Annotated in this window: 21 protein-coding genes; 7 read left to right on the top strand and 14 right to left on the bottom strand. The window is 59.4% G+C overall.

Translation table 11 applies throughout. From position 1 onward, the window contains the following. Positions 1–21: 21 nt before the first annotated feature. From tkt to fba, 4 genes are all read left to right on the top strand, one after another. Positions 22–2,007: a transketolase gene (tkt, locus tag HPTL_RS04285; RefSeq protein ID WP_119336070.1), complete on the top strand. Its 1,986-nt coding sequence runs from the start codon at positions 22–24 to the stop codon at positions 2,005–2,007. A 59-nt stretch (positions 2,008–2,066) separates the two neighbouring features. Further along, positions 2,067–3,074, top strand: coding sequence for a type I glyceraldehyde-3-phosphate dehydrogenase (gene gap / locus HPTL_RS04280; protein WP_119334871.1), 1,008 nt, complete (start codon positions 2,067–2,069; stop codon positions 3,072–3,074). An 82-nt stretch (positions 3,075–3,156) separates the two neighbouring features. Further along, the gene (locus HPTL_RS04275) at positions 3,157–4,359 is read left to right on the top strand and encodes a phosphoglycerate kinase (RefSeq protein ID WP_119334870.1); all 1,203 of its coding nucleotides are present in this window, start codon (positions 3,157–3,159) and stop codon (positions 4,357–4,359) included. Positions 4,360–4,421: 62 nt separating this feature from the next. After that, a complete protein-coding gene (gene fba / locus HPTL_RS04270; RefSeq protein WP_119334869.1) occupies positions 4,422–5,468 on the top strand; it encodes a class II fructose-bisphosphate aldolase in 1,047 nt (348 codons plus the stop codon). Between the two features lie 52 nt (positions 5,469–5,520). Here the strand turns inward: fba and HPTL_RS04265 are convergent, their stop codons facing one another. Genes HPTL_RS04265 through HPTL_RS04245 form a run of 5 tightly spaced genes read right to left on the bottom strand, consistent with a single transcriptional unit; the run spans position 5,521 to position 10,707 of the window. Next, complete coding sequence (locus HPTL_RS04265) at positions 5,521–6,786, bottom strand: sulfate adenylyltransferase subunit 1 (protein ID WP_119334868.1); 1,266 nt, start codon at positions 6,784–6,786, stop codon at positions 5,521–5,523. Next, entirely contained in the window at positions 6,786–7,721 is a 936-nt protein-coding gene (cysD, locus tag HPTL_RS04260; protein ID WP_119336069.1) for a sulfate adenylyltransferase subunit CysD, read from the bottom strand. Before cysD ends, HPTL_RS04265 begins: the two co-directional genes overlap by 1 nt. A gap of 34 nt (positions 7,722–7,755) precedes the next feature. Further along, complete coding sequence (locus HPTL_RS04255) at positions 7,756–8,511, bottom strand: phosphoadenylyl-sulfate reductase (protein WP_119334867.1); 756 nt, start codon at positions 8,509–8,511, stop codon at positions 7,756–7,758. A 2-nt stretch (positions 8,512–8,513) separates the two neighbouring features. After that, entirely contained in the window at positions 8,514–8,981 is a 468-nt protein-coding gene (locus HPTL_RS04250; protein ID WP_170141269.1) for a DUF934 domain-containing protein, read from the bottom strand. Further along, positions 8,968–10,707, bottom strand: a complete 1,740-nt coding sequence (locus HPTL_RS04245; RefSeq protein WP_119334865.1) for a nitrite/sulfite reductase — start codon at positions 10,705–10,707, stop codon at positions 8,968–8,970. The genes HPTL_RS04250 and HPTL_RS04245 overlap by 14 nt, the downstream gene beginning before the upstream one ends. Positions 10,708–10,920: 213 nt before the next feature. On the opposite strand from HPTL_RS04245, the gene HPTL_RS04240 reads away from it, so the two are divergent. Genes HPTL_RS04240 through HPTL_RS04230 form a run of 3 tightly spaced genes read left to right on the top strand, consistent with a single transcriptional unit; the run spans position 10,921 to position 15,421 of the window. Then, positions 10,921–12,840 (top strand): alpha,alpha-trehalose-phosphate synthase (UDP-forming), encoded by a 1,920-nt coding sequence (locus tag HPTL_RS04240; protein ID WP_197713776.1) that lies wholly within the window; start codon positions 10,921–10,923, stop codon positions 12,838–12,840. A 25-nt stretch (positions 12,841–12,865) separates the two neighbouring features. After that, positions 12,866–13,597 (top strand): trehalose-phosphatase, encoded by a 732-nt coding sequence (otsB, locus tag HPTL_RS04235; protein WP_119334863.1) that lies wholly within the window; start codon positions 12,866–12,868, stop codon positions 13,595–13,597. 12 nt (positions 13,598–13,609) lie between these two features. Next, the gene (locus HPTL_RS04230) at positions 13,610–15,421 is read left to right on the top strand and encodes a glycoside hydrolase family 15 protein (protein ID WP_119334862.1); all 1,812 of its coding nucleotides are present in this window, start codon (positions 13,610–13,612) and stop codon (positions 15,419–15,421) included. Positions 15,422–15,479: 58 nt separating this feature from the next. Here HPTL_RS04230 and HPTL_RS04225 read toward each other — a convergent pair whose 3' ends face one another. The 9 genes from HPTL_RS04225 to HPTL_RS04185 form a co-directional block, all read right to left on the bottom strand. Then, the gene (locus HPTL_RS04225) at positions 15,480–16,532 is read right to left on the bottom strand and encodes an MBL fold metallo-hydrolase (protein ID WP_119334861.1); all 1,053 of its coding nucleotides are present in this window, start codon (positions 16,530–16,532) and stop codon (positions 15,480–15,482) included. A 37-nt stretch (positions 16,533–16,569) separates the two neighbouring features. Beyond that, on the bottom strand, positions 16,570–18,294 hold the full coding sequence (gene soxB / locus HPTL_RS04220; protein ID WP_119334860.1) for a thiosulfohydrolase SoxB: 1,725 nt from the start codon (positions 18,292–18,294) through the stop codon (positions 16,570–16,572). 53 nt (positions 18,295–18,347) lie between these two features. Continuing rightward, positions 18,348–18,974 carry a sulfur oxidation c-type cytochrome SoxX gene (soxX, locus tag HPTL_RS04215; RefSeq protein ID WP_119334859.1) on the bottom strand — a complete coding sequence of 209 codons (627 nt, stop codon included), beginning with the start codon at positions 18,972–18,974 and terminating at the stop codon, positions 18,348–18,350. 16 nt (positions 18,975–18,990) lie between these two features. Then, positions 18,991–19,812, bottom strand: coding sequence for a sulfur oxidation c-type cytochrome SoxA (gene soxA, locus HPTL_RS04210; protein ID WP_119334858.1), 822 nt, complete (start codon positions 19,810–19,812; stop codon positions 18,991–18,993). A 68-nt stretch (positions 19,813–19,880) separates the two neighbouring features. Continuing rightward, positions 19,881–20,189 (bottom strand): thiosulfate oxidation carrier complex protein SoxZ, encoded by a 309-nt coding sequence (gene soxZ / locus HPTL_RS04205; protein WP_119334857.1) that lies wholly within the window; start codon positions 20,187–20,189, stop codon positions 19,881–19,883. Between the two features lie 68 nt (positions 20,190–20,257). Then, positions 20,258–20,722: a thiosulfate oxidation carrier protein SoxY gene (gene soxY / locus HPTL_RS04200; protein ID WP_119334856.1), complete on the bottom strand. Its 465-nt coding sequence runs from the start codon at positions 20,720–20,722 to the stop codon at positions 20,258–20,260. A 26-nt stretch (positions 20,723–20,748) separates the two neighbouring features. Then, on the bottom strand, positions 20,749–21,813 hold the full coding sequence (locus tag HPTL_RS04195) for a c-type cytochrome (protein WP_119334855.1): 1,065 nt from the start codon (positions 21,811–21,813) through the stop codon (positions 20,749–20,751). Continuing rightward, a complete protein-coding gene (soxC, locus tag HPTL_RS04190) occupies positions 21,797–23,155 on the bottom strand; it encodes a sulfite dehydrogenase (RefSeq protein WP_119334854.1) in 1,359 nt (452 codons plus the stop codon). The genes HPTL_RS04195 and soxC overlap by 17 nt, the downstream gene beginning before the upstream one ends. Before the next feature lie 170 nt (positions 23,156–23,325). Then, complete coding sequence (locus HPTL_RS04185) at positions 23,326–24,594, bottom strand: NAD(P)/FAD-dependent oxidoreductase (protein WP_119334853.1); 1,269 nt, start codon at positions 24,592–24,594, stop codon at positions 23,326–23,328. Between the last annotated feature and the right edge of the window lie 7 nt (positions 24,595–24,601).

Here is a 24,601-nt window from a genome sequence, read left to right as displayed (position 1 = left end):
ACCGAACCGATCCAAACCCAGATGGCCAACGCATTGCGCTTCTTGGCCGTCGACGCCACGAACGCTGCAAACTCGGGGCACCCTGGTGCGCCCCTTGGCATGGCCGAAATGGCGGTGGCGCTGTGGCGGGACCACCTGCGCGTCGCACCACAAGCCCCAACCTGGCCCAACCGGGACCGTTTCGTCCTCTCGAACGGCCACGCGTCGATGTTGATCTACGCGCTGCTGCACCTCACCGGGTTCGACCTGCCGCTCGACGAACTCAAGCGCTTTCGCCAGCTGGGCAGCAAAACCGCCGGTCACCCCGAATACGGCCACACGCCCGGTGTCGAAACCACGACCGGCCCGCTTGGACAAGGCTTTGCCAACGCGGTGGGTATGGCACTGGCCGAAAAGCTGCTTGCGGCGGAGTTCAACACGCCCGAACACCCCCTCATCGACCACTTCACCTACGTCTTTTTGGGGGACGGCTGCCTGATGGAGGGGATCAGCCACGAAGCGGCGTCGCTTGCCGGAACGCTTCGGTTGTCGAAACTGATTTGCCTCTATGACGACAACGGGATCTCGATCGACGGTGCGGTCAGCGATTGGTTCAGCGACGACACCGCGCAGCGCTTCGCTGCGTACCACTGGAACGTGATCGGCCCGATCGACGGGCATGACGTCGCCGCGGTCTCCGCCGCGATCGCGCAAGCCAAAGCGCAAGCGGCAACCCCAGACGGAAAACCGACGCTGATCATCTGCCGCACCACGATCGGCAAAGGTTCCCCGGTCAAGGAAGGCACCTGCGACATCCACGGCGCACCGATCGGCACGGAAGCTGCAGCGAAAATGCGCGAGGCGCTCGGCTGGCCCTACGCCCCGTTCGAGATTCCCGAAGCGATTTACGCGGCGTGGGACAAACGGGCACAAGGTGAAACGCTCGTTGCCGAGTGGGAAGCACAACTGGCCGCCTACTGCGCCGCCTACCCGGAAAAAGGGTCGGAACTCAAGCGGCGACTCGCTGGAGAACTCCCGGCGGACTGGAAGGACATCAAAGCGCGGCTTTTCGCGGCTGCGGCAGCGGACGAAGGCAACCCGGCCACCCGCAAGGCGAGCCAAAACGCACTCAATGTGCTGGGGCCAGCAGTACCCGAACTCTTCGGCGGGTCGGCAGACCTCACCCACTCGAACCTCACTGACTTCAAAGGGGCAACGCCGGTGCGCCGCGACCAGTTCGGGCGCCACCTCTCGTACGGCGTTCGCGAATTCGCGATGGCTGCGATCATGAACGGGATCGCACTGCACAAAGGACTCATCCCCTACGGCGGCACCTTCCTCGTCTTCTCCGACTACGCCCGCAACGCGATCCGCATGGCGGCGTTGATGCAGCAGCGGGTGGTGCACGTGCTCACGCACGATTCGATCGGTCTGGGCGAAGATGGCCCGACCCACCAACCGGTGGAACACATCCCGAGCCTTCGGCTCATCCCCAACCTGGATGTGTGGCGCCCGGCTGACGCGCTCGAAACCGCAGTCGCGTGGACCGCAGCGATCGAACGGGCGGACGGTCCCACCGCGCTTGTCCTCTCTCGGCAGAACCTGCCCAAGATCCACACGGATCCGGGCAAAGCCAGCGAAATCGCTTGCGGCGGCTACGTCGTCGCCGAACACGGTACCCCCCAAATCGTATTCATTGCCACCGGTTCTGAAGTCAGTCTGGCGCTCCAAGCTGCCGAACGGCTCGCGGAAATGATGGTAGGATCGCGCGTGGTCTCAATACCGTGTGTCGAACGCTTTGCGGCGCAACCCGAACACTACCGGGCGAGTATCCTGCCCGAAGGGTTGCCGAAGGTGGCGATCGAAGCGGCACACCCCGACCTTTGGTACCGCTGGGTGGGAGCGAACGGTGCCGTGATCGGTATCGACCGCTTCGGTGAATCGGCACCTGCCAACGAACTCTTTGCGCACTTCGGCTTTACGGTCGAGCGCGTGGTGGCAACCGCACAAGCGCTTCTTGGCCGCTGAGAGACCAAACAACCAGGGCGTTTTTATTCTTGTATTCTTGTATTGTGAAGGAGTCCGTCATGACGATTCGCATTGGTATCAATGGCTTTGGCCGAATCGGCCGCATGGTATTGCGCGCCGTGGTCAAAGAAGCAGAGTTTCAAGACATCGAGGTCGTAGCGGTCAATGACCTGCTCGAACCTGACTACCTTGCATATATGCTCAAATACGATTCGGTGCATGGCCGGTTGCCTGTCACCGTTGAAGTGCAAAACGGGAACCTCGTCGTCGCTGGCAAAACCATCCGTGTCACTGCGCACAAAGACCCCGCACAACTGGCGTGGGGCGAGGTTGGCGTCGATGTCGTCGTCGAATCGACTGGGCTCTTCCTCACCGGCGAAACGTGTCAGAAGCACCTCGACGCGGGCGCGAAGAAAGTGGTGCAATCGGCACCGTCGAAAGACGACACCCCGATGTTCGTCTATGGCGTCAACCACACCTCTTACGCCGGACAAACGATCGTCTCGGCCGCGAGCTGCACCACCAACTGCCTGGCACCGGTCGCGAAAGTGCTCCACGACCAGTTCGGCATCGTGCGCGGGCTGATGAGCACCGTGCATGCGGCAACCGCCACGCAGAAGACGGTGGATGGTCCGTCGGCAAAAGATTGGCGCGGCGGTCGCGGCATTCTCGAAAACATCATCCCCTCCTCCACCGGTGCAGCGAAAGCGGTCGGAAAAGTGATTCCGTCGCTCAACAAGAAGCTTACCGGAATGGCGTTCCGGGTTCCCACCTCCGACGTTTCGGTGGTCGATCTCACCGTTCAACTCGAAAAAGAGACCACCTATGAGGCGATCTGTGCGGCAATGAAAGCCGCAAGTGAAGGCGAACTCAAAGGCGTGCTCGGTTATACCGAAGACGCGGTGGTCGCCACCGACTTCCGGGGCTGCCCGCAGCCGTCAATCTTCGACGCGAAAGCGGGCATCATGCTCGACCCCACTTTCGTCAAGGTGGTCTCCTGGTACGACAACGAATACGGCTACACCTGCAACATGCTCCGCTTCGTCCGTCACGTCGCACAGAACTGAGCCGCACGCGACGAACCACTGAGCGGCTGCACCCTGCGCACCCACTGCGAGTGCGCGGGGCAAAGAGGGAGAGGAATGGATCATGAAAGCGAAAAAATTTGCGGAATTGGTGGCCCAAGGGGCAGTACGGGGTAAGCGCGTCTTCATCCGCGCCGACCTCAACGTGCCGCTTGCCGAAAATGGCACGGTCGCGGACGACACCCGCATCCGCGCTAGCCTTCCAGCGATCCGAATGGCGCTCGAAGGCGGCGCCGCAGCGGTGTTGGTCACTTCCCACCTGGGTCGCCCCAAAGAGGGGGAGCCCCAAGCCAAAGACTCACTGGCACCGGTCGCGGCCCGAATGGCGGAACTCCTTGGCCGCCCCGTGCGCCTCGTCACCGATTGGGTCGACGGCCAATTCACCACGGCACCCGGCGAAGTAGTGCTGCTCGAGAACTGCCGGGTGAACGTCGGCGAAAAGAAAAACAACCCGGAACTTGCGCAGAGAATCGCCAAACTGGCCGATATCTTCGTCCATGACGCGTTTGGCACCGCGCATCGCGCCGAAGCGACCACCTACGGCGTCTTCGAATACGCACCCGTTGCGTGCGCCGGGCCACTCTTGGTGCAAGAGGTCGAAGCGATCGAAAAAGTGGTCGCAAATCCACCGCGGCCTTTGATCGCGATCGTTGCTGGCTCCAAGGTTTCGACCAAACTCACCGTACTGCAAAACCTGGCCGAAAAGGTCGATACCCTGATCGTCGGTGGCGGCATTCTCAACACCTTCCTGATGGCGGCCGGAAAACCGGTCGGGAAGAGCCTTGTCGAACCCGATCTCGTCGGCGAAGCGAAAGCCGTCCAAGAGAAGATGGCGGCGCGCGGCGCGGATGTGCCGCTACCCGAAGATGTCGTCGTCGCTCCGGAGTTCCGTGCCGACGCCCCCGCGACGGTCAAACCCACAGACGCCGTCGCTGCCGACGAGATGATCCTTGATGTCGGCCCGCAATTCGCTGAGCGAGTTGCGCAAACCATCGAAGCGTGCACCGGCGCGGTCGTCTGGAACGGACCGCTCGGGGTGTTCGAGTTCGACGCGTTCGCGAAAGGCACCGAACGGCTCGCGCGCGCGATCGCTGCCTGCCCCGGTTTCACCCTCGCCGGCGGTGGCGACACGATCGCTGCGATCGAAAAATTCGGGATTGCTGACCAAGTGGATTACATCTCGACCGGCGGTGGCGCCTTTTTGGAGATGCTCGAAGGCAAAGTGCTGCCCGCGATCGAAATCCTCGCCAAACGCGCTGTGGACTGACCGGTTTTCACCCAAGGGCGCTCGCATCGTGCGGGCTCCGTTTCAAGCTAAGGAGGTACCCGATGGCACTCATCTCGTTGCGACAACTGCTCGACCACGCCGCCGAACACGGCTACGGCGTTCCCGCGTTCAACGTGAACAACCTCGAACAGGTTCAGGCGATCATGGAAGCGGCCGCAGAAACCCGCAGCCCCGTGATCCTGCAAGCCTCGGCCGGTGCGCGCAAATACGCCGGTGAGACGTTCCTTGCGCACCTCGTCACGGCGGCGATCGAAGCCTACCCCGATATCCCGGTCTGCATGCATCAAGACCACGGCGCCTCCCCTGCCGTCTGCGTGCAGGCGATTCGCTTGGGCTTTTCCAGTGTGATGATGGACGGCTCCCTCCTTGAAGACCAGAAAACCCCCTCCTCCTACGAATACAACGTCGAGGTCACCCGCAAAGTATCGGAAATCGCCCACTCGGTGGGCGTCTCGGTCGAAGGCGAGCTTGGCTGCCTGGGTTCGCTCGAAACCGGCCAGGCGGGGAAAGAGGATGGTGTCGGCGCAGAAGGGACGCTGGACCACTCGATGCTGCTGACGGACCCCGACCAAGCAAAAGATTTCGTCGACCAGACGGGTGTGGATGCGCTTGCGATCGCGATCGGCACCAGCCACGGCGCGTACAAATTCAGCCGCAAACCCACCGGGGATATCCTCGCGATCGACCGGGTCAAAGCAATTCATGCCAAGATCCCCAACACCCACCTCGTGATGCACGGCTCTTCGAGCGTCCCGCAGGAACTGCTCGAAGAGATTCGCCAGTTCGGCGGCGAGATGAAAGAGACCTACGGCGTGCCGGTCGAAGAGATCCAAACGGCAATCAAATACGGCGTTCGCAAGGTCAATATCGATACCGATATTCGTTTGGCGATGACCGCTGCGATTCGTCGTTTTCTTGCCGAAAATCCGTCGAAGTTCGACCCACGCGAATATTTGAAACCCGCCCGCGCCGCCGCGAAAGCAATTTGCGTGGCGCGCTACCAAGCGTTCGGGTGCACTGGCATGGCCGACAAGATCAAACCGATGCCACTCAAAGAAGCCGCTCGCTACTACTACGGCGTCAAATAACCGATCACTCCCTGGTGTTGGCCCCGCTCACGAAAGCGGGGCTTTTTTTCGTTCACGCCCATTCACGAATCACACCGCCTGCGACCGTGTCGCCCGTTGCGGGATCGAAAAGGATGAACGCCCCCAAAGCGCGGTCTTGTTCGTAACGTTCCGCGACGATCGGCGCCGAAAGCTTCACGCGCACCCGCCCGATGTCGTTCGCGGTGAGCGTATCGACATCCTCACGCCGCATCGACGCCACGTCCCAGCGATATTCGATCGAATCGATCTTCGCTTTCACCTCACGGGTCGTTTGCCGCAACCCGTAAACGCGACGTGGATCGAGCGGACCATTCGCAAGCCACGCCAGATCGGCTACCAACGTGCGCGTTACCGCCGGCAGGGGTTCGTCGCTGCGCACGATCATGTCGCCGCGCGAAACATCCAAATCGTCTTGCAGCCGGAGCATCACCGACTGGCCCGCCCGTGCAGCCGTCAAGGACCGTCCCCCCAATTCGATCGCGAGCACCGTCGTCGCTAACCCTGCTGGCAACACAGTCACCGCATCCCCTACGGCAACCGAACCGGAAGCCACCATTCCCGCATAGCCCCGGTAATCGTGCAGTGTGGGATCGTCCGCGGCTTGGGGTCGGCACACCCATTGCACAGGGAATCGAAAAGACTCTGCTTTGCCCGTGTGGGCAGAAGGGACCGACTCCAGCACTTCGAGCAGGGTGGGGCCGTGATACCAAGGCATCCGCTCCCCCCGTTCGACTACCATGTCCCCTTCGAGCGCCGAAATCGGCAGATAGCGTCGATCGGCCCGCAATTGCGCCTGCACCGCAAAGGTTTCGAACGCCGCTTGCACCGCGGCGAACGGTTCGGGGTCGTAACCGACCAAATCCATCTTGTTCACGGCGATCACCAGATGGGGAATTCCCATCAGCTCGCACAACAACGCGTGCCGCCGCGTTTGCGTCGTCAATCCCTGACGCACGTCGACCATCAACACGGCCAGCTCAGCCGTACTGGCTGCGGTGACCATATTTCGCGTGTATTGTTCGTGACCCGGTGCGTCGGCGATGATGAAATTGCGTCGTCCCGTACTGAAATAGCGGTACGCCACGTCGATGGTGATGCCCTGCTCCCGCTCCGCGATCAACCCATCCGTGAGGAGCGACAAATCGATCCGCGACAACCCCCTCCGTTCGCTGGCATGACTCACCCCTTCCAACGTATCGACCAAGACGGCTCGCGTATCGTAGAGCAGCCGCCCAATCAACGTGCTCTTGCCATCATCGACGCTCCCGCACGTCATGAACCGCAATACGTCACTCATCAGAAATACCCCTCGCGTTTGCGTTGTTCCATCGATGCCTCATGGGTTTGATCGTCGAGCCGCGTCGCGCCCCGTTCCGAAATCATCGTCTCGGCCGTCTCGCGAATGATCGCTTCCACCGTGGTCGCCCGACTTTCCACCGGCGCGGTACACGTCATGTCACCTACAGTGCGGAAACGGACCCAAACCGGCTCGACCACTTCTCCCTCTTTGGGCGGGGTGAGCGGCGTCACGGGCGCCAACAAACGTCCGCGGCGAACACAGGGACGCTCATGCGCAAAATAGATCGATGGCAACGCGAGCCGTTCACGCGCGATGTACCGCCAAACGTCGAGTTCGGTCCAGTTGCTGATCGGAAACGCGCGCACATGCCATCCCGGTGGAATATGCCCGTTGTACAGATTCCACAATTCCGGGCGCTGCGCCTTCGGGTCCCACTGTCCAAACTCGTCGCGCAGGCTGAAAACCCGTTCTTTTGCCCGCGCTTTCTCTTCGTCACGTCTGGCGCCCCCGATCAAGCAGTCGAAACCGAACTCCTCGATCGCTTCCAAAAGCGTCACCGACTGGTGGCGGTTGCGAGATTCCAACGGATGCGCAAGACGCACCGTACCTCGGCGGATCGAGTCCTCGACCGAGCGCACGATCAACCGCTCACCGAGCTCCTTCGCACGCGCGTCGCGAAACGCGATCACCTCCGGATAGTTGTGGCCGGTATCGATGTGCAACAGGGGAAAGGGAAAACGCGCGGGTCGAAAGGCCTTTTCTGCCAAGCGCAACAGGCAGACCGAATCTTTGCCCCCGGAAAAGAGAAGCGCCGGACGCTGAAATTGCGCAGCCACTTCCCGCAAAATATAAATCGCTTCTGCTTCCAACCAATCCAACGTTTCGTCGTCCCAAAGCTGGGGCTCTGTAGCCGTCTGATGGGTTCGCGTCATGGTTGTTTCACTCATGGTTGTCCTTTCGTCTCGCTTACCGTTCGACCACCGCGACGGGATCGCGACGGTGTAAGCCACACTCTCGCGTTTCCGCGTGCTCCCACCACCAGCGCCCCGCGCGCGGGTCTTCACCCACCGCGACGGCACGCGTGCACGGCGCACAGCCGATGCTGGGATAGAACGCGTCGTGCAAAGGATGGTAGGGAACCTGATAGAGCCGGATATAGGCCCAAACCTCCTCGTGGGTCCAATCCCAAAGGGGGCTGATTTTCCACAAACCGTGCGCTTCGTCCCACGCTTTGGGTTCGAGCTGCGCGCGTGTCACGTTTTGTTGCCGCCGCAACCCAGTGACCCACGCCTTTTGCCCGGCAAGCGCACGTTTGAGCGGCAACACCTTACGGGCTTCACAGCACGCGTGGCGGGCTTCCAGGCTGTGGTAAAAACCATTGATTCCGTAGCGGCGCACCACCCGTTCCACATCGGCGGCTTCGGGCGCATAAACGGCGAAACGCAGCCCATAGTGGGCCTCGGTCTTCGCCAACGTCGCGTAGGTCTCTTCCGGAAGCCGCCCGGTATCCAAAACGAACGGTGCAACTTGATCGCGGAAAGGACTTTTCGCCACCAAATCGATCACGACCTGATCTTCTGCGCCCAAACTGGAAGCAAAAACGACGTTTCCCCACTCGGCAACCGCCTCTTCGAGCAAGCGAAGGGCACTGGCGCGCTTTGCTCGCACCTGTTCGCGCAATTGGGGATCGTCCAGATTGGGATGCATGTACGGATGACTCATCGTCACACCTCGATTTCAGAAACGGGTTGCTCGGCTCGATCACGACGCACGCGTAACCACAGGGGTTGCGGTACGGCGCTGCTCGCCTGATAGGGTTCGGTAAAGACTCGCAGCAAGCGGGGCCCCAGTTCGCATAACGTTTCGTACGGATAGCGTTCCGGATCCGGCGCAAAACCGGTAAATCCGCAGCGACGGAGGTAATCGAGTTGATCGAGCAGAAAATGGCCAACGGCAAAGAGTGGTCCGTGCCAACCCCGCGCGCGCAAGATTGTCGCGAGAGAAAACGGTCGTCCGTCGGTGAATTTGGGGAATTCGATCGCGATCGCTTCCACGTGCGCCAACGCTTCGTCGGGAAGCCATGCGGGATCGTCCTCGACGGTCATCCACACCGCCGCGCTCGGTTCGGTCATCGGTTTGAAACGTTCGCGGTCGAAGGGATGTACCGCACCCTCGAGATCAAGCCACCACATGGTCGTGCTCCTGATTCTGTTGCGGGGAAAAGCCAGATTCGCCACCATAAACCGCCGTTTTGAACGGTTCGACCCCGACACGGGCCACCGTCTCGGCAAACCGTTCTTCGGGACGCCGCAACGCCAGGTAGGTATCGAGCAACCGCTCGATCGCCGGCGCGACCGCCTCTGCGCGCACCGACGGCCCGATCACCTGTCCCAAACGCAAATCGTTCCCCTCTTGACCGCCGATCGTGATCTGATACCACTCTTCCCCCTTTTTGTCGACACCGAGGACACCAATCGCACCCAGATGGTGGTGTCCACACGCGTTCATGCAACCGGAAAGGTTGATCGCCACTTTGCCGAGCGCTGCCAAACGTTTCGGATCCCGATCCAACTGCGCGATCACCGTTTGCGCAACCGGAATCGAACGGGCGTTCGCCAACGCGCAGTAATCCCCCCCCGGGCACGAAATCACGTCGGTTGCCAACCGGAACGTGGGTCGGCCAAACCCCAACGCGCGGACTTCCCGCCACAACGCCGGGAGCGCCGCTTCCGGAACCCACGCCAATACCAAATTTTGTTCGTGCGTTACCCGAATTTCACCGTCGGCATAGCGCTCACTCCAATCGGCGATCGCACGCATCTCTTCAGCGGTCACATCACCCGGAGCACGCTCATGCCGTTTCGTCACCAGAGCCACCGCGACGAATCCCAGCACCCGATGCGGTAGGACGTTGCGACTCCGCCAGCGTGCGAACGCCCGTTCCTCACCAGCATCGCGGAGCGTAGGTTGTGCTTGCTCCGCGCGCCATTTCGACGCCGTGCGCGCCGCCCGTTCGTCGTCCTCTGCGAAATGGGCTGCGATACGCGCAACCTCATCCCGCCAGCCGTCGCGGTATGCTGCGACCACCGTGTCGCCACGCGCCCGCTCGGCATCGACCGCGGCACGAAATGCCTCGACACCCAACGCCTGCAGCAAAATTTTGATGCGCGCTTTATACTTGTTGTCGCGGCGGCCAAAACGGTTATAGACCCGAAGAATCGCTTCCAACGTTGGAATGAGCTCTGCCGCGGGGACACGCGCGTAGAGGCGCTGCCCCACCATCGGGGTTCTACCCAAACCGCCGCCCACGTAGACGTCGAACTCGGGCGCCAACGGATCATCGGTTGGGTACAGGTCCAAGCCGATGTCATGCGCTCGGATCGCAGCACGATCTTCCTTGGCGCCATTTACTGCGATCTTGAATTTCCGCGGCAGAAAAGCAAACTCCGGATGAAACGTCGCCCATTGGCGGATGAATTCGCACCACGGCCGGGGATCGACCCGTTCGTCAGCGGCAACCCCAGCCAACGCATCGGTGGTGATGTTCCGAATGCAGTTGCCCGAGGTTTGAATGGCGTGCAGATCGTGTTCGGCCAAAAACGCCAAAATCTCAGCGGTTTCCTCAAGCCGAACCCAATTGAACTGGATGTTCTGACGGGTCGTGAAGTGCCCGTAGCCTCGATCCCAGCGTTCGGCAACGGTTGCCAATGCGCGCAACTGATCCGCGGAAAGGAGCCCATAAGGGATCGCCACCCGCAACATCGGCGCATGCCGTTGAATGTAGAGTCCATTTTGGAGACGAAGCGGCAAAAACTCTTCGTCGCGCAGCGCGCCTGACAGGTAACGCGCCAACTGATCGCGATATTGCGCCACACGTTCAGCAACCAGTTGTCGGTCATACGTATCGTAACGGTACATCGGTGCCCTTGCCTTTTTCGAATGAGGTTATGGCAAGTGTAGCGATCGAGCTTAGACAATTTAAGCTACTAAAGATTTGGTTTTTATGTCTTTTGATCATAAACGCGATGTCTATCCGCTCCGACTTAGCATCCCGATCGCGGCACACCTTTTGGTGACCGCCGCTTACCAACGGTACAATGCCAATCTGGGTATAAACAAGGAGTGATCCGCGTGGAACCCCTACGGCAACTCCTGCACAAGACCCTTCGCCGCCGGGTACTCCCTTTGGCGATCGGCTTTGCTCTGGTCACGGCGTTTTTTGCCTTTTCGTTTGCCCATCTCCTCTTGGCGGATCAAGACTCCCCCCTTCACGGTCGGCTCATCCTGGCGTTATGGACGTTCGCCCTGGTTTTTGTGGGGGTCGCAGTCGCCGCGGAAGTCACCTCACGCTTCATCGTCGATCGGCTGCCCGCCACACCACTTCCCCCCACTCAAGCGAAACAAACGGAATCATCGGGGGCATCCGCGACGAACCCATCCGGGGACACCTTTCGCCCGCCGCAACGTGACCTGAAACGGTTGGTCGCTGATCTCGAAGAAGAACTTCGCCAGCGCGCACGTGACGAAAGCCAAACCACCTGGACCGCGGCCACCCTCAAATCGGTTTTGCGCGGCGAACTCCGCGGTGAAGAGGTTTTGGTCGTCTCCAACCGCGAACCTTATGTCCACCAACGACGCGGTGACACCATCGTCGTCAACCGTCCCGCAAGCGGCTTAGTGACTGCACTCGAACCGGTGATGCGGGCCTGTTCTGGTGTTTGGATCGCGCACGGAAGTGGCTCTGCCGACCGGGATGTCGTCGATGCGCGCGACCATGTGGCTGTCCCGCCGGATAACCCTGCTTATGAACTGCGCCGGATCTGGCTTTCCCCGTTGGAAGAGGAAGGGTTTTATTACGGTTTTGCCAACGAAGGGTTGTGGCCCCTGTGCCACATCGCGCACGTTCGCCCCACCTTCCGTAACTCGGACTGGGAGCAGTACCTGGCCGTCAATCAACGGTTTGCCGACGCCGTCGTCGAAGAAGCAAAGACGAACGACCCCATCGTACTGGTGCAGGACTACCATTTCGCCTTGCTGCCGCGCATGATTCGCAAGCGCTTACCCAAAGCGACGATCATCACGTTCTGGCATATCCCATGGCCAAACCCTGAAGTCTTCACGATCAGTCCCTGGGCTACCGAACTGGTCGAAGGGCTACTTGGATCGAGCATCCTCGGTTTCCACACCCAAGCCCACTGCCTCAACTTCATGGATACGGTGGATCGCTTGCTCGAAGCCCGTGTCGACCGTGAAACGTACGAAGTCACCCATGATCAGCACACCACCGCGGTGCGCCGTTACCCGATTTCGATCGAATGGCCTCCGGCTGCGGCGATGACGGCGCATCCGGTCGAGGTCTGCCATCGGGAAATTCGTGCGGAAAACAATCTCCCGCTGGATTGCCGCTTGGGCGTCGGGGTCGATCGCCTCGATTACACCAAAGGCATCATCGAACGCTTTCGCGCCATCGAGCGCCTGCTCGAACTCAACCCGGAATGGATCGGCCGCTTCTCCTTCGTCCAAATTTCTGCGCCAAGCCGGTCGCGTTTGGACGAATACCAGAGTTATGAAGCGCAAGTGCGCGCATTGGCCACCCGGATCAATGAACGCTTCTGCCCCTCCGGACGTTCCGGACCACCCCCGATCATCCTCAAAATCGAGCACCATCCCCCAGAAGCAGTCTATCGCTACTACCGCGCCGCCGATCTCTGTTTCGTCAGCAGTTTGCACGATGGCATGAACTTGGTCGCGAAAGAGTTCGTCGCCGCACGCGACGACGAACAAGGGGTGCTCATCCTCTCGCAATTCGCAGGCGCCGCGCGCGAAATGCCCGAAGCTTTGATCATCAACCCCTACAATGCCGATCAGTGCGCCGCGGCGCTCCATTTGGCGCTCACGATGCCCGCGGAAGAACAAGCGTTGCGCATGCGCCTGATGCGGCGGCTCATCAGTGAATTCAACGTCTATCGCTGGGCGGGACGGATGCTGCTCGATGCGGCGATCATGCGTCAACGCAGTCGCTTGCCGGAACTTCCCCTTTCGACGACTTGATCGCGAATCGCCGTCTGCCGAAAAGATGATGCTTGCGCGTCCGCCTACCCCCAAAGCCGACTGGGCCTATTTTTGTGACATCGATGGCACCCTCGTAGCGTTTGCAAAGCATCCAGACGCAGTAGAAGTCCGCGAAGAGGCACGCCACGTCTTACAACAGCTCTTTTGCGTAACCCACGGGGCGGTGGCTCTCGTGAGCGGTCGTTCGTTGGCATCGATCGACGCACTTTTTCACCTCCCGTTTCTCCCCGCCGCTGGACTCCACGGCCTAGAACGCCGGGATCCGGACGGCACCTACCAACGCGTGATCGATCGCCTGCCCGGACGAGAACAGCTCTTACCGGCGCTCTCAGCGTTGGCTGCCCGTTTCCCCGGACTGCTGCTCGAAGACAAAGGGATCGCACTGGCACTCCACTACCGACAGGCCCCGCGGCTGGGAGGCTACCTGTCGCATACGATCAAACGCCTCGTTGCCCCTTTTCCCGAACTCACCGTACTCAAAGGAAAATACGTCTTCGAGCTCAAACCCCACGTTGCGAACAAAGGCGAAGCGATCGCCGCGTTCATGAGAATACCTCCTTTTTGCGGACGAACACCCGTCTTTCTGGGCGACGACGTGACCGACGAATACGGTTTCGAGCGCATCAACCAGCTGGGTGGCCTCAGCATCAAGGTGGGCCCCGGACAAACCCTTGCCCGTTATCGTCTCCCAAATATCGAAGCGGCGCTTACTTGGTTACAATCACTCACCCATTGAATTTTTTCCATCATGCACACGCTCAATCTTGGCCTTGTCGGCAACTGTTCGATCAGCGCGCTGATCGACCCCCTGGGTGAAGTCGTCTGGAGCTGCTTTCCGCGCTTCGACGGTGATCCGATCTTCTGTTCACTCCTGAGCCACGACGGTGACGCGGTGGCATCACGCCAACAGGGGTTTTACCGCATCGAACTGGTCGACTGCGTGCGTTCGGAACAACACTACCTGGAAAACACTGCCGTCTTGGTCACCCGGCTCTTCGATACCCACGGCGGCGCCATCGAAATCACCGATTTCTGTCCGCGCTTCCTGCAATTCGGCCGCCTCTTCCGCCCGATGATGCTCGTCCGGATGGTCAAACCCCTTGCGGGATCCCCCCGTATTCGCATCCGGATCCGGCCGGTTTGGGATTATGGCGCGACGGACTCGGAGCGTACCTACGGCAGCCACCACATCCGCTATATCGGACCCAACCTGGTCGTGCGCCTCACGACCAACGCACCGATCACCGCGGTTGCCGAAGAGCTCCCCTTCTTTCTCAACGACCGGATCGTGCTCCTCTTGGGGCCAGACGAATCGCTCCAAGACGATCTGCGCGAAACGGCCAACCGCTTTTACCACAATACCGTCGAATACTGGCGTGACTGGGTGCGCCATCTGGCCATTCCGTTCGAATGGCAAGAAGCGGTCATCCGCGCGGCGATCGCGCTCAAGCTCAACGAATTCGAAGATACCGGAGCGATCATCGCTGCGATGACCACCTCGATCCCGGAAGCACCGAACACCGTCCGCAACTGGGACTACCGCTACTGTTGGCTGCGCGACGCCTATTTCGTGCTCAACACCCTGAACCGCTTGGGACAGACGACCACACTCGAACACTACTTGGGCTACCTGCTGAGCGTCACCGCGAACGCGCACCACCACGAACTGCAACCCGTCTATGGGATCGACGGCCGCGCCGACCTCACTGAGCGAACCTTCGATACGCTGTCCGGTTATCGCGGCATGGGCCCGGTTCGGGTGGGCAATCAAGCGTTTGTTCAGCGCCAGAACGACGTTTACGGTGCGGCGATTTTGGCCGTTGCCCACGCCTTTTTCGACAAGCGCCTGCGGCGTCGCGGTGACGTTGCGCTCTTCGAGCAACTCGAACCGCTGGGTGAGCGCGCCGTGGCCCTTTACGACCAACCCGATGCCGGACTTTGGGAATTACGCAACCACCAGCGCGTCCATACCTTTTCCGCGATCATGTGCTGGGCGGCGTGTAACCGTTTGGCGCACATTGCCACCCATCTGGGGCGAACCGAACGGGCCGCCTATTGGCACCACCACGCCGATACCATCAAAAGCGTGATCCTGAGACGGGGTTGGAATGAGCCGAAACAGGCCTTCACCGCCGCTTTCGAGGGCGAGTCGCTGGATGCCAGCCTGCTGTTGATCGCTGAACTCGGTTTTCTTCCCGCGGATGACCCCCGCTTCGTCGCAACCGTTGCAGCGATCGAGCGCGAATTGCGTCGTGGTGACTTCATCTTCCGCTATACCGAAGCCGACGATTTCGGCACACCGCAAACGGCGTTTCTCGTCTGTACCTTCTGGTACATCAATGCGCTCACCGCAATGGGCCGAAAAGAGGAAGCGCGCGCACACTTCGAACGCATTCTCGCGCTGCGAAACCCCTTGGGGCTGCTTTCGGAAGATGCCGACACCGAAACGGGAGAACTGTGGGGCAACTTCGTGCAAACCTACAGCATGGCGGGTATCGTGCAATGCGCAATCCGCCTGTCGAAACATTGGGATCAAGCAATCTGCGAAAGCTGCCCCTGACCATCCAGCAGAACCAAAGCTGACGAATGGTCCGCAAAGCCATTGTGAGGGAAGGACGTCAGTCGAGCTTACCTTCGAGCGCCAAGCGTTCCGCTTCGAGCACCGCCAGGCTCACGTATTTGCCGATGTTGTTTTGCCACCCTTTGGTCTCGGCCGATTTGCTCGCAACCCGCGGATCTTTGAGCACCAGTGCTTTCGCCTCAGATGGGTCGAGCCCTTCGTCGAATGCTTTGACCGCGTTTTCCCAGATCCCGGCAAAAAGTTCGCGTTGCCAATCGAGCACCGTGTGACTCGGCCGGCCATGTCCGGGGACCCAAAGGTGACCGGGACAAGCTGCTTTGAGCGCATCAATGAAATGCAGGGACCCCGGGTAAGAACCATCGTCCATGTTGGCGATGCGGCGATCCATTGCGACGTCACCGACATGGGTCACTTTGTCTTCGACCACTTCGAAGCAGAGATCACCGGGCGTATGGGCACGACTGTAATGGTGGCAACGGATCGTCACATTGCCAAAGCGGAACGTGTCACCGTGGTTCGCTTCTCGGTTGGGTGGAATCAATTTCGTTCCAGCAGTCGCGCCATTGGTCCACCGCTCGAGTAGGTTCAGCCACAAATTCCCCTCTTTCTTTGCAATCGCCTCTTTGGTAAACGGGTGCGCATAGAAGGGAAGGTCACCGAACGCTTCGAAATAGGCGTGCGCGGCTAAGTAGTGGTCGCCATGGTAATGGCTTGCGAAAATCGCGACCACCGGTTTGTCGGTGACGGTACGGATCATGCGGATCGCCATCTCGCCGATCTGCACCGACCCGCCACCGTCCAAGATCACCACCCCGTCGTCGGTGACGACGAAGGTGATGTTCGACATCATCCCGCGGTTTTCCGGTGTCGGAAAACCGTCTTTCGCGTAGATCATCCACACGTGGTCGCTCAGCTGTTCCGGCGCAATGTCGGGAACAGGCGGCCCTTTTATGAAGAGTTCGGCGTCTTTGGCAAACGCACGGATTTCCTCGTGCCAATAACCGCCAACGCCTGCCAGGAGCGAAGCAGCAACCGCTCCTTTGATCAGCCGACGGCGACGCCAATCGATCGAACCGCTGTCGCGTTTCATAACGCCCTCCGATCCACGCGGGGAGAAACGTCCCGCATCACAGACCAAGCCCTGGGTTCCCTTCCATACCGATGATTCGCGGCACGTTGAGCTCTTTGATCCGGACCGTTTTCTGTGCCCGCAGATATTCGGCGACGATCTCCCACACCGGCGGCCCAGCCTCACGGCTCTCTTCGGCAACCGGGGCCCAGCCCGCCACTTTGTACTTTTTGTTCGGGTCAAGCGGTTTGCCGTTGAGCGTCATCTCTTGGATGCGCTGACCCATGGGCGCGTTCGGGTCGATCGCGTATTTGAGCCCCCCCACGCGCACCATGTCCCCACCTTGCTGATAATAGGGATCGGGATTGAAGAGGTTGTCGGCAACGTCTTCCAGCACATTTTTGATCTGCGCCCCGGTCATTTCGGTGAGCGTGCTCCACGGGTAGGTGATCGCGGTCTGGTCGAGCAGATGCTCCATCGTGATCGTTTGCCCCGGTAGGATCGTCGTTCCCCAACGGAACCCGGGCGAAAACGCGATATCCGCACCGCGCACAGCAATGAGCGCGTCGCAAATCACCTGATCCCACGTTCCGTTGAAGTTCCCTCGGCGATAGAGCAACCCTTCCGCAACGGCAAGCGGCTCTGCCAGTTTGCTTTCGTACGGCGCACGCACCTTCGCGATGTACGCTTCCATTTCGGGGTCCGCCGGCAAGAGATTGGCGAAGATCGGGATCAGACGGTAGCGATACCCTTGAATCTTCCCGTTTTTCACGTCGAGGTCCATCACCCCCAGGAATTTGCCGTTCGAACCGGCATTGGTGACGAGCGTCTTACCCCCCGCATTTTCGACCACCACCGGTTGATAGACCCCGTCATGGGTATGCCCGCCGAAAATCACGTCGACACCGGTCACGCGCGACGCCATTTTGAGGTCGACGTCCATCCCATTGTGCGAGAGCACCACGACCACCTGCGCCCCTTCAGCGCGTGCCTGGTCGACAGCCGCTTGCAGTTGCTGATCCTTGATCCCGTAGCTCCATTCGGGAACGAGCCAACGGGGGTTCGCCACCGGCGTATAGGGGAACGCTTGCCCGACGATCGCCACCGGCACCCCGTTGATATTTTTGATCACATAGGGTTTGAAGACCGGGTCTTCGAAATCGGTGGTATGGACGTTTTGCGCAACGATGTCGATCTGGCCCGCGAAATCCTTCGCTTCGACCTCTTTGACCCGCTCGGCACCAAACGTGGCTTCCCAATGCAACGTCATCACATCGACACCCAAAAGCTTGCAGGCGTCGACCATGTCTTGCGCGTTGGTCCAGAGCGACAACCCAGAGCCTTGCCAAGTATCACCGCCGTCGAGCAACAGCGCACCGGGACGCGACGCTTTGAGCCGCTTCACGAGCGTGCGCAGATGCGCAAACCCCCCCACTTTGCCGTAGAGCTTTGCTTTTTCGACAAAATCAAGATAAGTGAAGGCGTGTGCTTCGATGCTGCCACGGGGAATCCCGTAGTGCTTGAGGAAATGTTCCCCGACCAAATGGGGCACCTGCCCCGCCATCGACCCCACCCCGAGGTTTACCTGCGGCTCACGAAAATAGATGGGGCGTAACTGCGCATGGCAATCGGTGATGTGCAACAAACTCACGTTGCCAAACGGTGGCAAGTTGTAGAGCTGCTCGGCCTCTTTCGCCGCTTGCTCGGCGTTGCTGGTCAGACTCCAGCCGCCAGCCGCCGCAACCGCCAGCACTTGCAGGAATTCACGTCGATTCATTGCCATAGGGATAACCTCGGAATAACCTCGGAGTGAGCTGTTTCAACAACCGCTTCGGATTATTTGTGGTTTTTGTTTACGGGCGACTCAGGGTCGAAGAGATAGGCCATCACGTCCTTGATCTGTTGCTCGGTAAGAATACCCGCGTCGCCAAAGCGCGGCATGCTGGAGCAGAGGTTGACGCTCTTACTGTTCCAAATCTGCCGCCAGGCGTATTTGAGCACCTCTTCCGAGTTGCCGCGCAGTTTGCCGTACCCAGCCAACGACGGTCCGATATTGCCGTACGAAAGCTCTTTGGGGTCGAGCTGATGGCAGTTGTAGCAGCCACCCCCATTGACCGTATCGGGCTTGTCGATCCAGGTCAACCCGCGCCCACTTTGTGCGATCTTTTCACCCTCCTTCCAGTTACCCAAAAACTTTCCGTCGGAGGGCCAACGGACCGTCTGCTCCTGGGCCTGCCGCAACTGCTCGATTGTTTTCGGGTCGACCTTTTCGCCTGCTTCGAGCGCCGAACAGACCTTTTGAAAATCGAGCTGAATCATCCGCTCTTTTTGCGCGATTCCCGTCGTTTTGAACGAGCGGTCGATCATCTCTTTGAATTTTGCGTCCAGATCCGCAGTGCCTGCCCATGCCAGGGTAGCCGAAAACCCCATCACACCAGCGAGCGCGAACGTTACCTTTTTCATGAGACCTCCTCCTTGCTCAGCGCTTGATGCCGGGGGTGAGCATCACCCCACCGTTTCCATTGGCCGCCATATAGACCGAAAGCGCGATCGTCGCGTCGGAGCCGTAAATGGGTTCTGCCGTGCGCTGCTGGCGGAAGCAGTCGTTCAGACGCATTTGCATCGTCCAGAACTGGCTGTTGGAAACCCGATAAGCCGGCCATGACCCCCAGCCTGCCGCAGCACCCTCGTGCTTGGTAAGGTTGGGGAGCTCTTGAAGTCGGATCCGCTGGCCATCTTTGCCGTGGCAGGTGGCGCAGGAAAAATCGAAGGGACCCGTGCGGTAAAAGAACATCCGCTTACCCAGTTCGTACATCTCTTTCATCTTGGGGTGCGACATATCGACGTCGATTTTTTCCCCGTTGCTTTCGGTGACGATGTACGCAACGATCTTATCCATGCGAAGTTTCTCGCCCTTGCGCCAAGGAGAATCGATCACTTTTTGGCGTTCAACCCCTTGCAACCGTTCCATGCAGGTCATCAAGCGCGATTCAAGGTCTTCAACTTTTCCAGTGTCTGGGAAATAGCGCGGCAACTTGGCCGCTGCTCCTTTGACTACCCCTGGACCCAAGCCAAGATCGCATTGCTCCAGCGATTGGTTTTTTGGACCATACGGCGTTCGCCAAAGCTCCTCACCTTCCATCGCCAATAGGTCAGACGGGTTACCATCGGCGATCTGCTTGCGGTATTCTTCGATCGCCTTCAAGCGGGCCGCTTCGTCATCGTCGGCAGCAAACGTTGGGGCAATCGCCGTGCTGCTCAGCGCACAGAGAAGCGCAACAGCTGTGACGGTTTTCTTCATCGTTGGGTCCCTCCTTTACAAGCTATGAGCAGTGGCGACCGCGCCGCCACCTCCATCCCTGATGACGATCACTTCACCTCGACGGTTTCCTCTTTCGATTCCCCTTTGTTGTCGATCCATTTCAAAGTGATCTTGTCCCCTTTCTTTGCTTTGACGTCGAATTCAAAGTAGGGGTTGGTGGAGATTGCGCCGCTCCACTCCGCGGTGAGTACGGTTTTGCCGTTCACACTCGCGATCACTTCGGTGATGTAATGCGCCGGGATCGGATTACCCGACGAATCTTTGCGAAACCCGGTCTCCATCGGGTGCGCCATCAATGCGCGAACATTGACCTCATCACCGTTTACTTGTGCACGAATCCGCATCGGTCCAGCCATTTTTCGTACTCCTTTCGTCCTTTCTGTCCCGCTTGATTACCTTGATCCTTTTCGATCTCTACGATCCATCAACCGCCACAGCCGCCAAGGGTGACCTTGACCTCTTTCTTGGTCATGTAGTACTTGCCACCTGCTTTCACCACAGCAACCACGTCGGAGCTTTGCCCCATCTTCACCCGGGTCTTCACACGCGGCAGGGCGTCCGGGGTAAGGTGAAATACCGCAGCGAGCGGGTTGGGGTTCTTTTCGATGAAGAGCGCGATCGCTTCGGTGTTGGGCAGTTTGCTTTCGATCTCCATCGGCACCACTGCCCCGTTTTCCGCAATATCGGGCGCGGTGAGGACCACATCACCGCTTTCTGCGGCATTCGCGGCACCGAGCGCTTGCAGCGCTTCCTCCAGTTTCTTCGCTTGGAACGCGTTTTCCATTTGCCGCGCGGCATGTACGGTACGCGGCTGCAGGAAACCGCTCCCCACCAAGGCGCCGAAGACGCCCAAACCGACACCCGCTTTCAACACTTCACGACGTTGCATAGCACTTCTCCTTTGCGAACAAAAAGTTACTCTACCGCGGCTCCATTCACGATCCACTGCGCGAGCGACCGGAGCTCTTCTTCAGAGAGTGCGGGATGCGGAGGCATGGGTACGTTGCCCCACACACCGGCACCCCCATTTTTAATTTTCTGCGCCAGATAGTCAACTGCATCAGGCTTACCGGCATATTTGGTGGCGACATCTTTATAAGCGGGCCCGACGATCTTCTTGTCGATCCCGTGACACGCCGTACACCCTTTCAGCTTGGCCAATTCGAGCATCGATTGCTGCTTGCCAGTAGCGGTTTGCGCCTCTGCTTTAGCCGCCTCCGAGATCTCTTTGCCGCGCACGGGGCCAATGACGCGGTTCTGCTCCTTCAAATTGCCGTGCGCATCCCAGGCGTACTCTGGCAGGTTCGAGGCGATGACCACCTCTTTTTTGCAATTTTTCATGCAGTCGCTGCCCTGCACGTCGGGTTTGCCGCCATTGCCGATACCACCCGCTTTGACCCCCGGTCCCCACGGCCACATCCCATGATCCCAAGTCATCCCGTTGCGGTTGGGCATCCGGTTTTGCACCTCTTTGATCGTCTCTTGGTTGAGCTCGAAGTCGTACGGGATGATCTCGGCCAGGTTGAGCAGGTACGCCACCAACGCGTAGACCTCGTCGTTGGTCAGCGATTTGGGGCTCGTCCACGGCATTGCCCGGTGGATATAGTCCCAAAGCGTCGAAACCGTGGGGACTTTCATGATCGTGGTGCGCTGTGGCACGCTACCGGTCACCAACGCTTTCACGCGACCGGTTTGGATGTCCTCTTGTGTCGTTCCGCCGATGATCGGAGTAAAGACTTCGTTCGATTCAGCGAAGTCTCCGTGGCACATCGCACACTTCTGCAACCAGATCGCTTCCCCCTCTTCTGGTGTTCCTCGTCCGGGCGGAAGCCCGACGAAGTCTGGCCGCACGTCGATATCCCACGCTTTGACCTCTGCAGGCGTTGCTGGCCGACCGATCCCTTCGTATCGCGCTGCGACCGCTGCGCTACACACCACCGCGGTCGCCACCGCGATCAGCGTTTTAGAGAACTTGGACATTGCTCACCTCGCCATTTTCATTCACCAACCACGACTGGATCGCGTTGTTGTGGTAGATCGAACGGGTACCACGAACTTTGCGCAGTTGCCCGTAGGAGGGTTGAATATGCCCGGTTTCGTCCACCGCACGTGACTGCAGGATCGCCGGTTTTCCGTCCCATACCCAGTCGATATTGAAGCGCGTCAGCGCTTTGGGCAGCACGGGCTGCTCGAGACGCGCCTGCCGCCAATTGACGCCCCCGTCGGTCGAGACGTCAACCCGAACGATCTTGCCGCGCCCAGACCACGCCAACCCGGTAATGTTGTAAAACCCTTTGTCGAGCAGAATTTGCCCACCCGAAGGGGTCGTGATCACCGATTTCACCTCTTGCAACGAGGTATATTGACGGTGCATCCCGTCCGGCATCAGATCGATGTAATGGACCGCTTCGTCTTTGGTTCCATAGGGCTTGTCCCCTACTTCGACACGCCGCAGCCACTTCACCCAGCTGACCCCTTGCACACCAGGCACCACCAGGCGCAGCGGGTAGCCGTTTTCAGGTCGGATCATCTCGCCGTTCATCCCGTAGGCGACGAGCACTTCGCCGGATTCGACCAGCTCCATCGGGATGGTTCGGGTCATCGACGAACCGTCGGCGCCTTCTGCCAGCAAATACCGCCCTTTCTTGAGATCGGCGCCGCACATTTCCAGCAGGTCGATCAACCGCACCCCGGTGAATTCCGAACAGGAGAGCATCCCATGGGTGTATTGCACCGTGGGCACCGCGACGTTGGCCCACTCCATCCCGGTGTTGGCGCCACACTCGATGAAATGGATTCGCGAAACCGATGGCAGACGCATCAGATCATCCATCGTGAAGACCATCGGGGTCTTCACCAGTCCGTTGATCATGAAACGGTGCTTGGTGGGGTCGATGTCGTGCCACCCTTGGTGGTGGCGCTCGAAGTGAAGCCCGGACGCCGTGATGATGCCAAACATCCCCTGTAGCGGGGAAAATGAGACCGACGCCGCCGCGGTTTGCGTCAGCCCCGGGCTCTGGCGGCGGATCAGACCTGCTTCGTATTTCGAAGGCATCCCATAGCCGCGCGTTGCCACCGGCATCCCGAGCGTCGTACTCCATTCGGGAAGATTGAGGATGTTGGGATCCCCTTTACCGGGATCGACCGTTTCTCCGTAGGCGTTGATCACCGGTCCGCTCGCGGCCAACGCGGTTGCCGTGGCAAACGCTTTGCGAATGAAATCGCGCCGCCCCTTCTTGATGGCCTCGATCTCTTCCGGCGTCAAAAAATTCTCCGGCGCCTTACGAATCAGGCCGATTCGGTTTCGCAGTTCTTCGGTCATTGCCAAATACCTCCCAACCAATTTGGGCAAATTGATGTAGATCAATACTCTTATGAGTTTATATACTTATTACTAAACCGTCAACAACATCATGTGCTGCAGTGCAAAAAAAAAGGGGCTTACGCCCCTTCTTTGTTAGCGCTGCACAGAGGCAATGCGCCTCGCAGGAATCAACCGAACATATCGGCGGTGATGTTGTTGTACCAAGACTTCGCGTACTCCGCTTCGCGACGCAGGATCGCTTCAGAGGCATCGGCCGGCGTCAATCCACCTGCAACTTCCTCAATGGTTCCGTTCTTGAGTTCATAGACCGCGGCAACCGACACCGCCTGATCCGGGGCTACGAAGCTGTAGCAGGTATTGGTATAAGCCGGTTTGAGCGGATCTTTGCCATTGAGCAACAGCGCAATTGCCATCGCACACACTTTCGCCTGGCTGTTTGCCGCGTAGCCGGACTTCGGCATCTTCCCGGCGATCGACGCATCGCCAATCACATGCACCCCAGGCACCAACTTCGATTCGAAGGTGTGCTGGTCGACCGGGCACCACCCTTTTTCGTCGGTAAGGCTGGCCACCTGCGCGATTTTGCCGGCACGTTGCGGTGGGATGATGTTCAGGACGTCGGCTTTGAATTCCCCGGCGTCGCACTTCACGGTTTTCGTCTTGACATCGACGGTGAATTTGGTGCCCGCGAAATCCGGTCCCAACCGTTCGATGATGCCGCTGTAATGTTTCTTCCACGCCGCGGTGAAAAGCCCTTGCTTCGAAAATTTTTCTTTTGGATCGAGGATGATCAACTTCGATTTCGGTTTATGCTGCTTGAGGTAATTCGCGATCAGCGAAGCACGCTCATAGGGACCGGGCGGGCAGCGGAACGGGTTGGGCGGCGCGACCATCACCACTAAGCCACCGTCCGGCATCTCTTGGAGCTGTTTGGCCAGGATCGCGGTTTGCTCACCCGCTTTCCAGGCGTGCGGAATCGCTTTTTCTGCGTCAGCGCTGTAGCCCTCGACGCCGCCATAGACGAGCTCGATCCCAGGCGAGACGATGCAGCGATCGTAGGCGAATTTCTGACCGCTTGCGGTAACGACATGTTTCGCCGCCCCGTCGATGGCGGTGACGGTGTCATGCACCACTTTGACACCCCGCTTCGCTAAGCCGTCGTAGGTATGGCGAATCGAGTCAAGAGGGCGCAACCCACCGATCACCAGATTACTGAAAAAACAGGTGTAATATTCTTTGTTCGGTTCGATCAAGGTCACCTCGATCGAGGGGTCGTAGCGGCGCAAGTAGTGCGCGGCGGTTGCCCCACCCGTACCACCGCCCACGATCACCACTTTCTTCGCTGCACCCAACGCGAGCGACGGTGCACCCACGGCTCCGACTGCAACGGTCGCGCCCAGGCCTTGCAAGAATATCCGACGATCCATCCGATTCATCTTCCTT

Source organism: Hydrogenophilus thermoluteolus (assembly GCF_003574215.1).
Taxonomy (GTDB): domain Bacteria; phylum Pseudomonadota; class Gammaproteobacteria; order Burkholderiales; family Rhodocyclaceae; genus Hydrogenophilus; species Hydrogenophilus thermoluteolus.
Note: the sequence above shows the minus strand (reverse complement) of the source record. Positions and strands in the feature narration are given on the sequence as shown.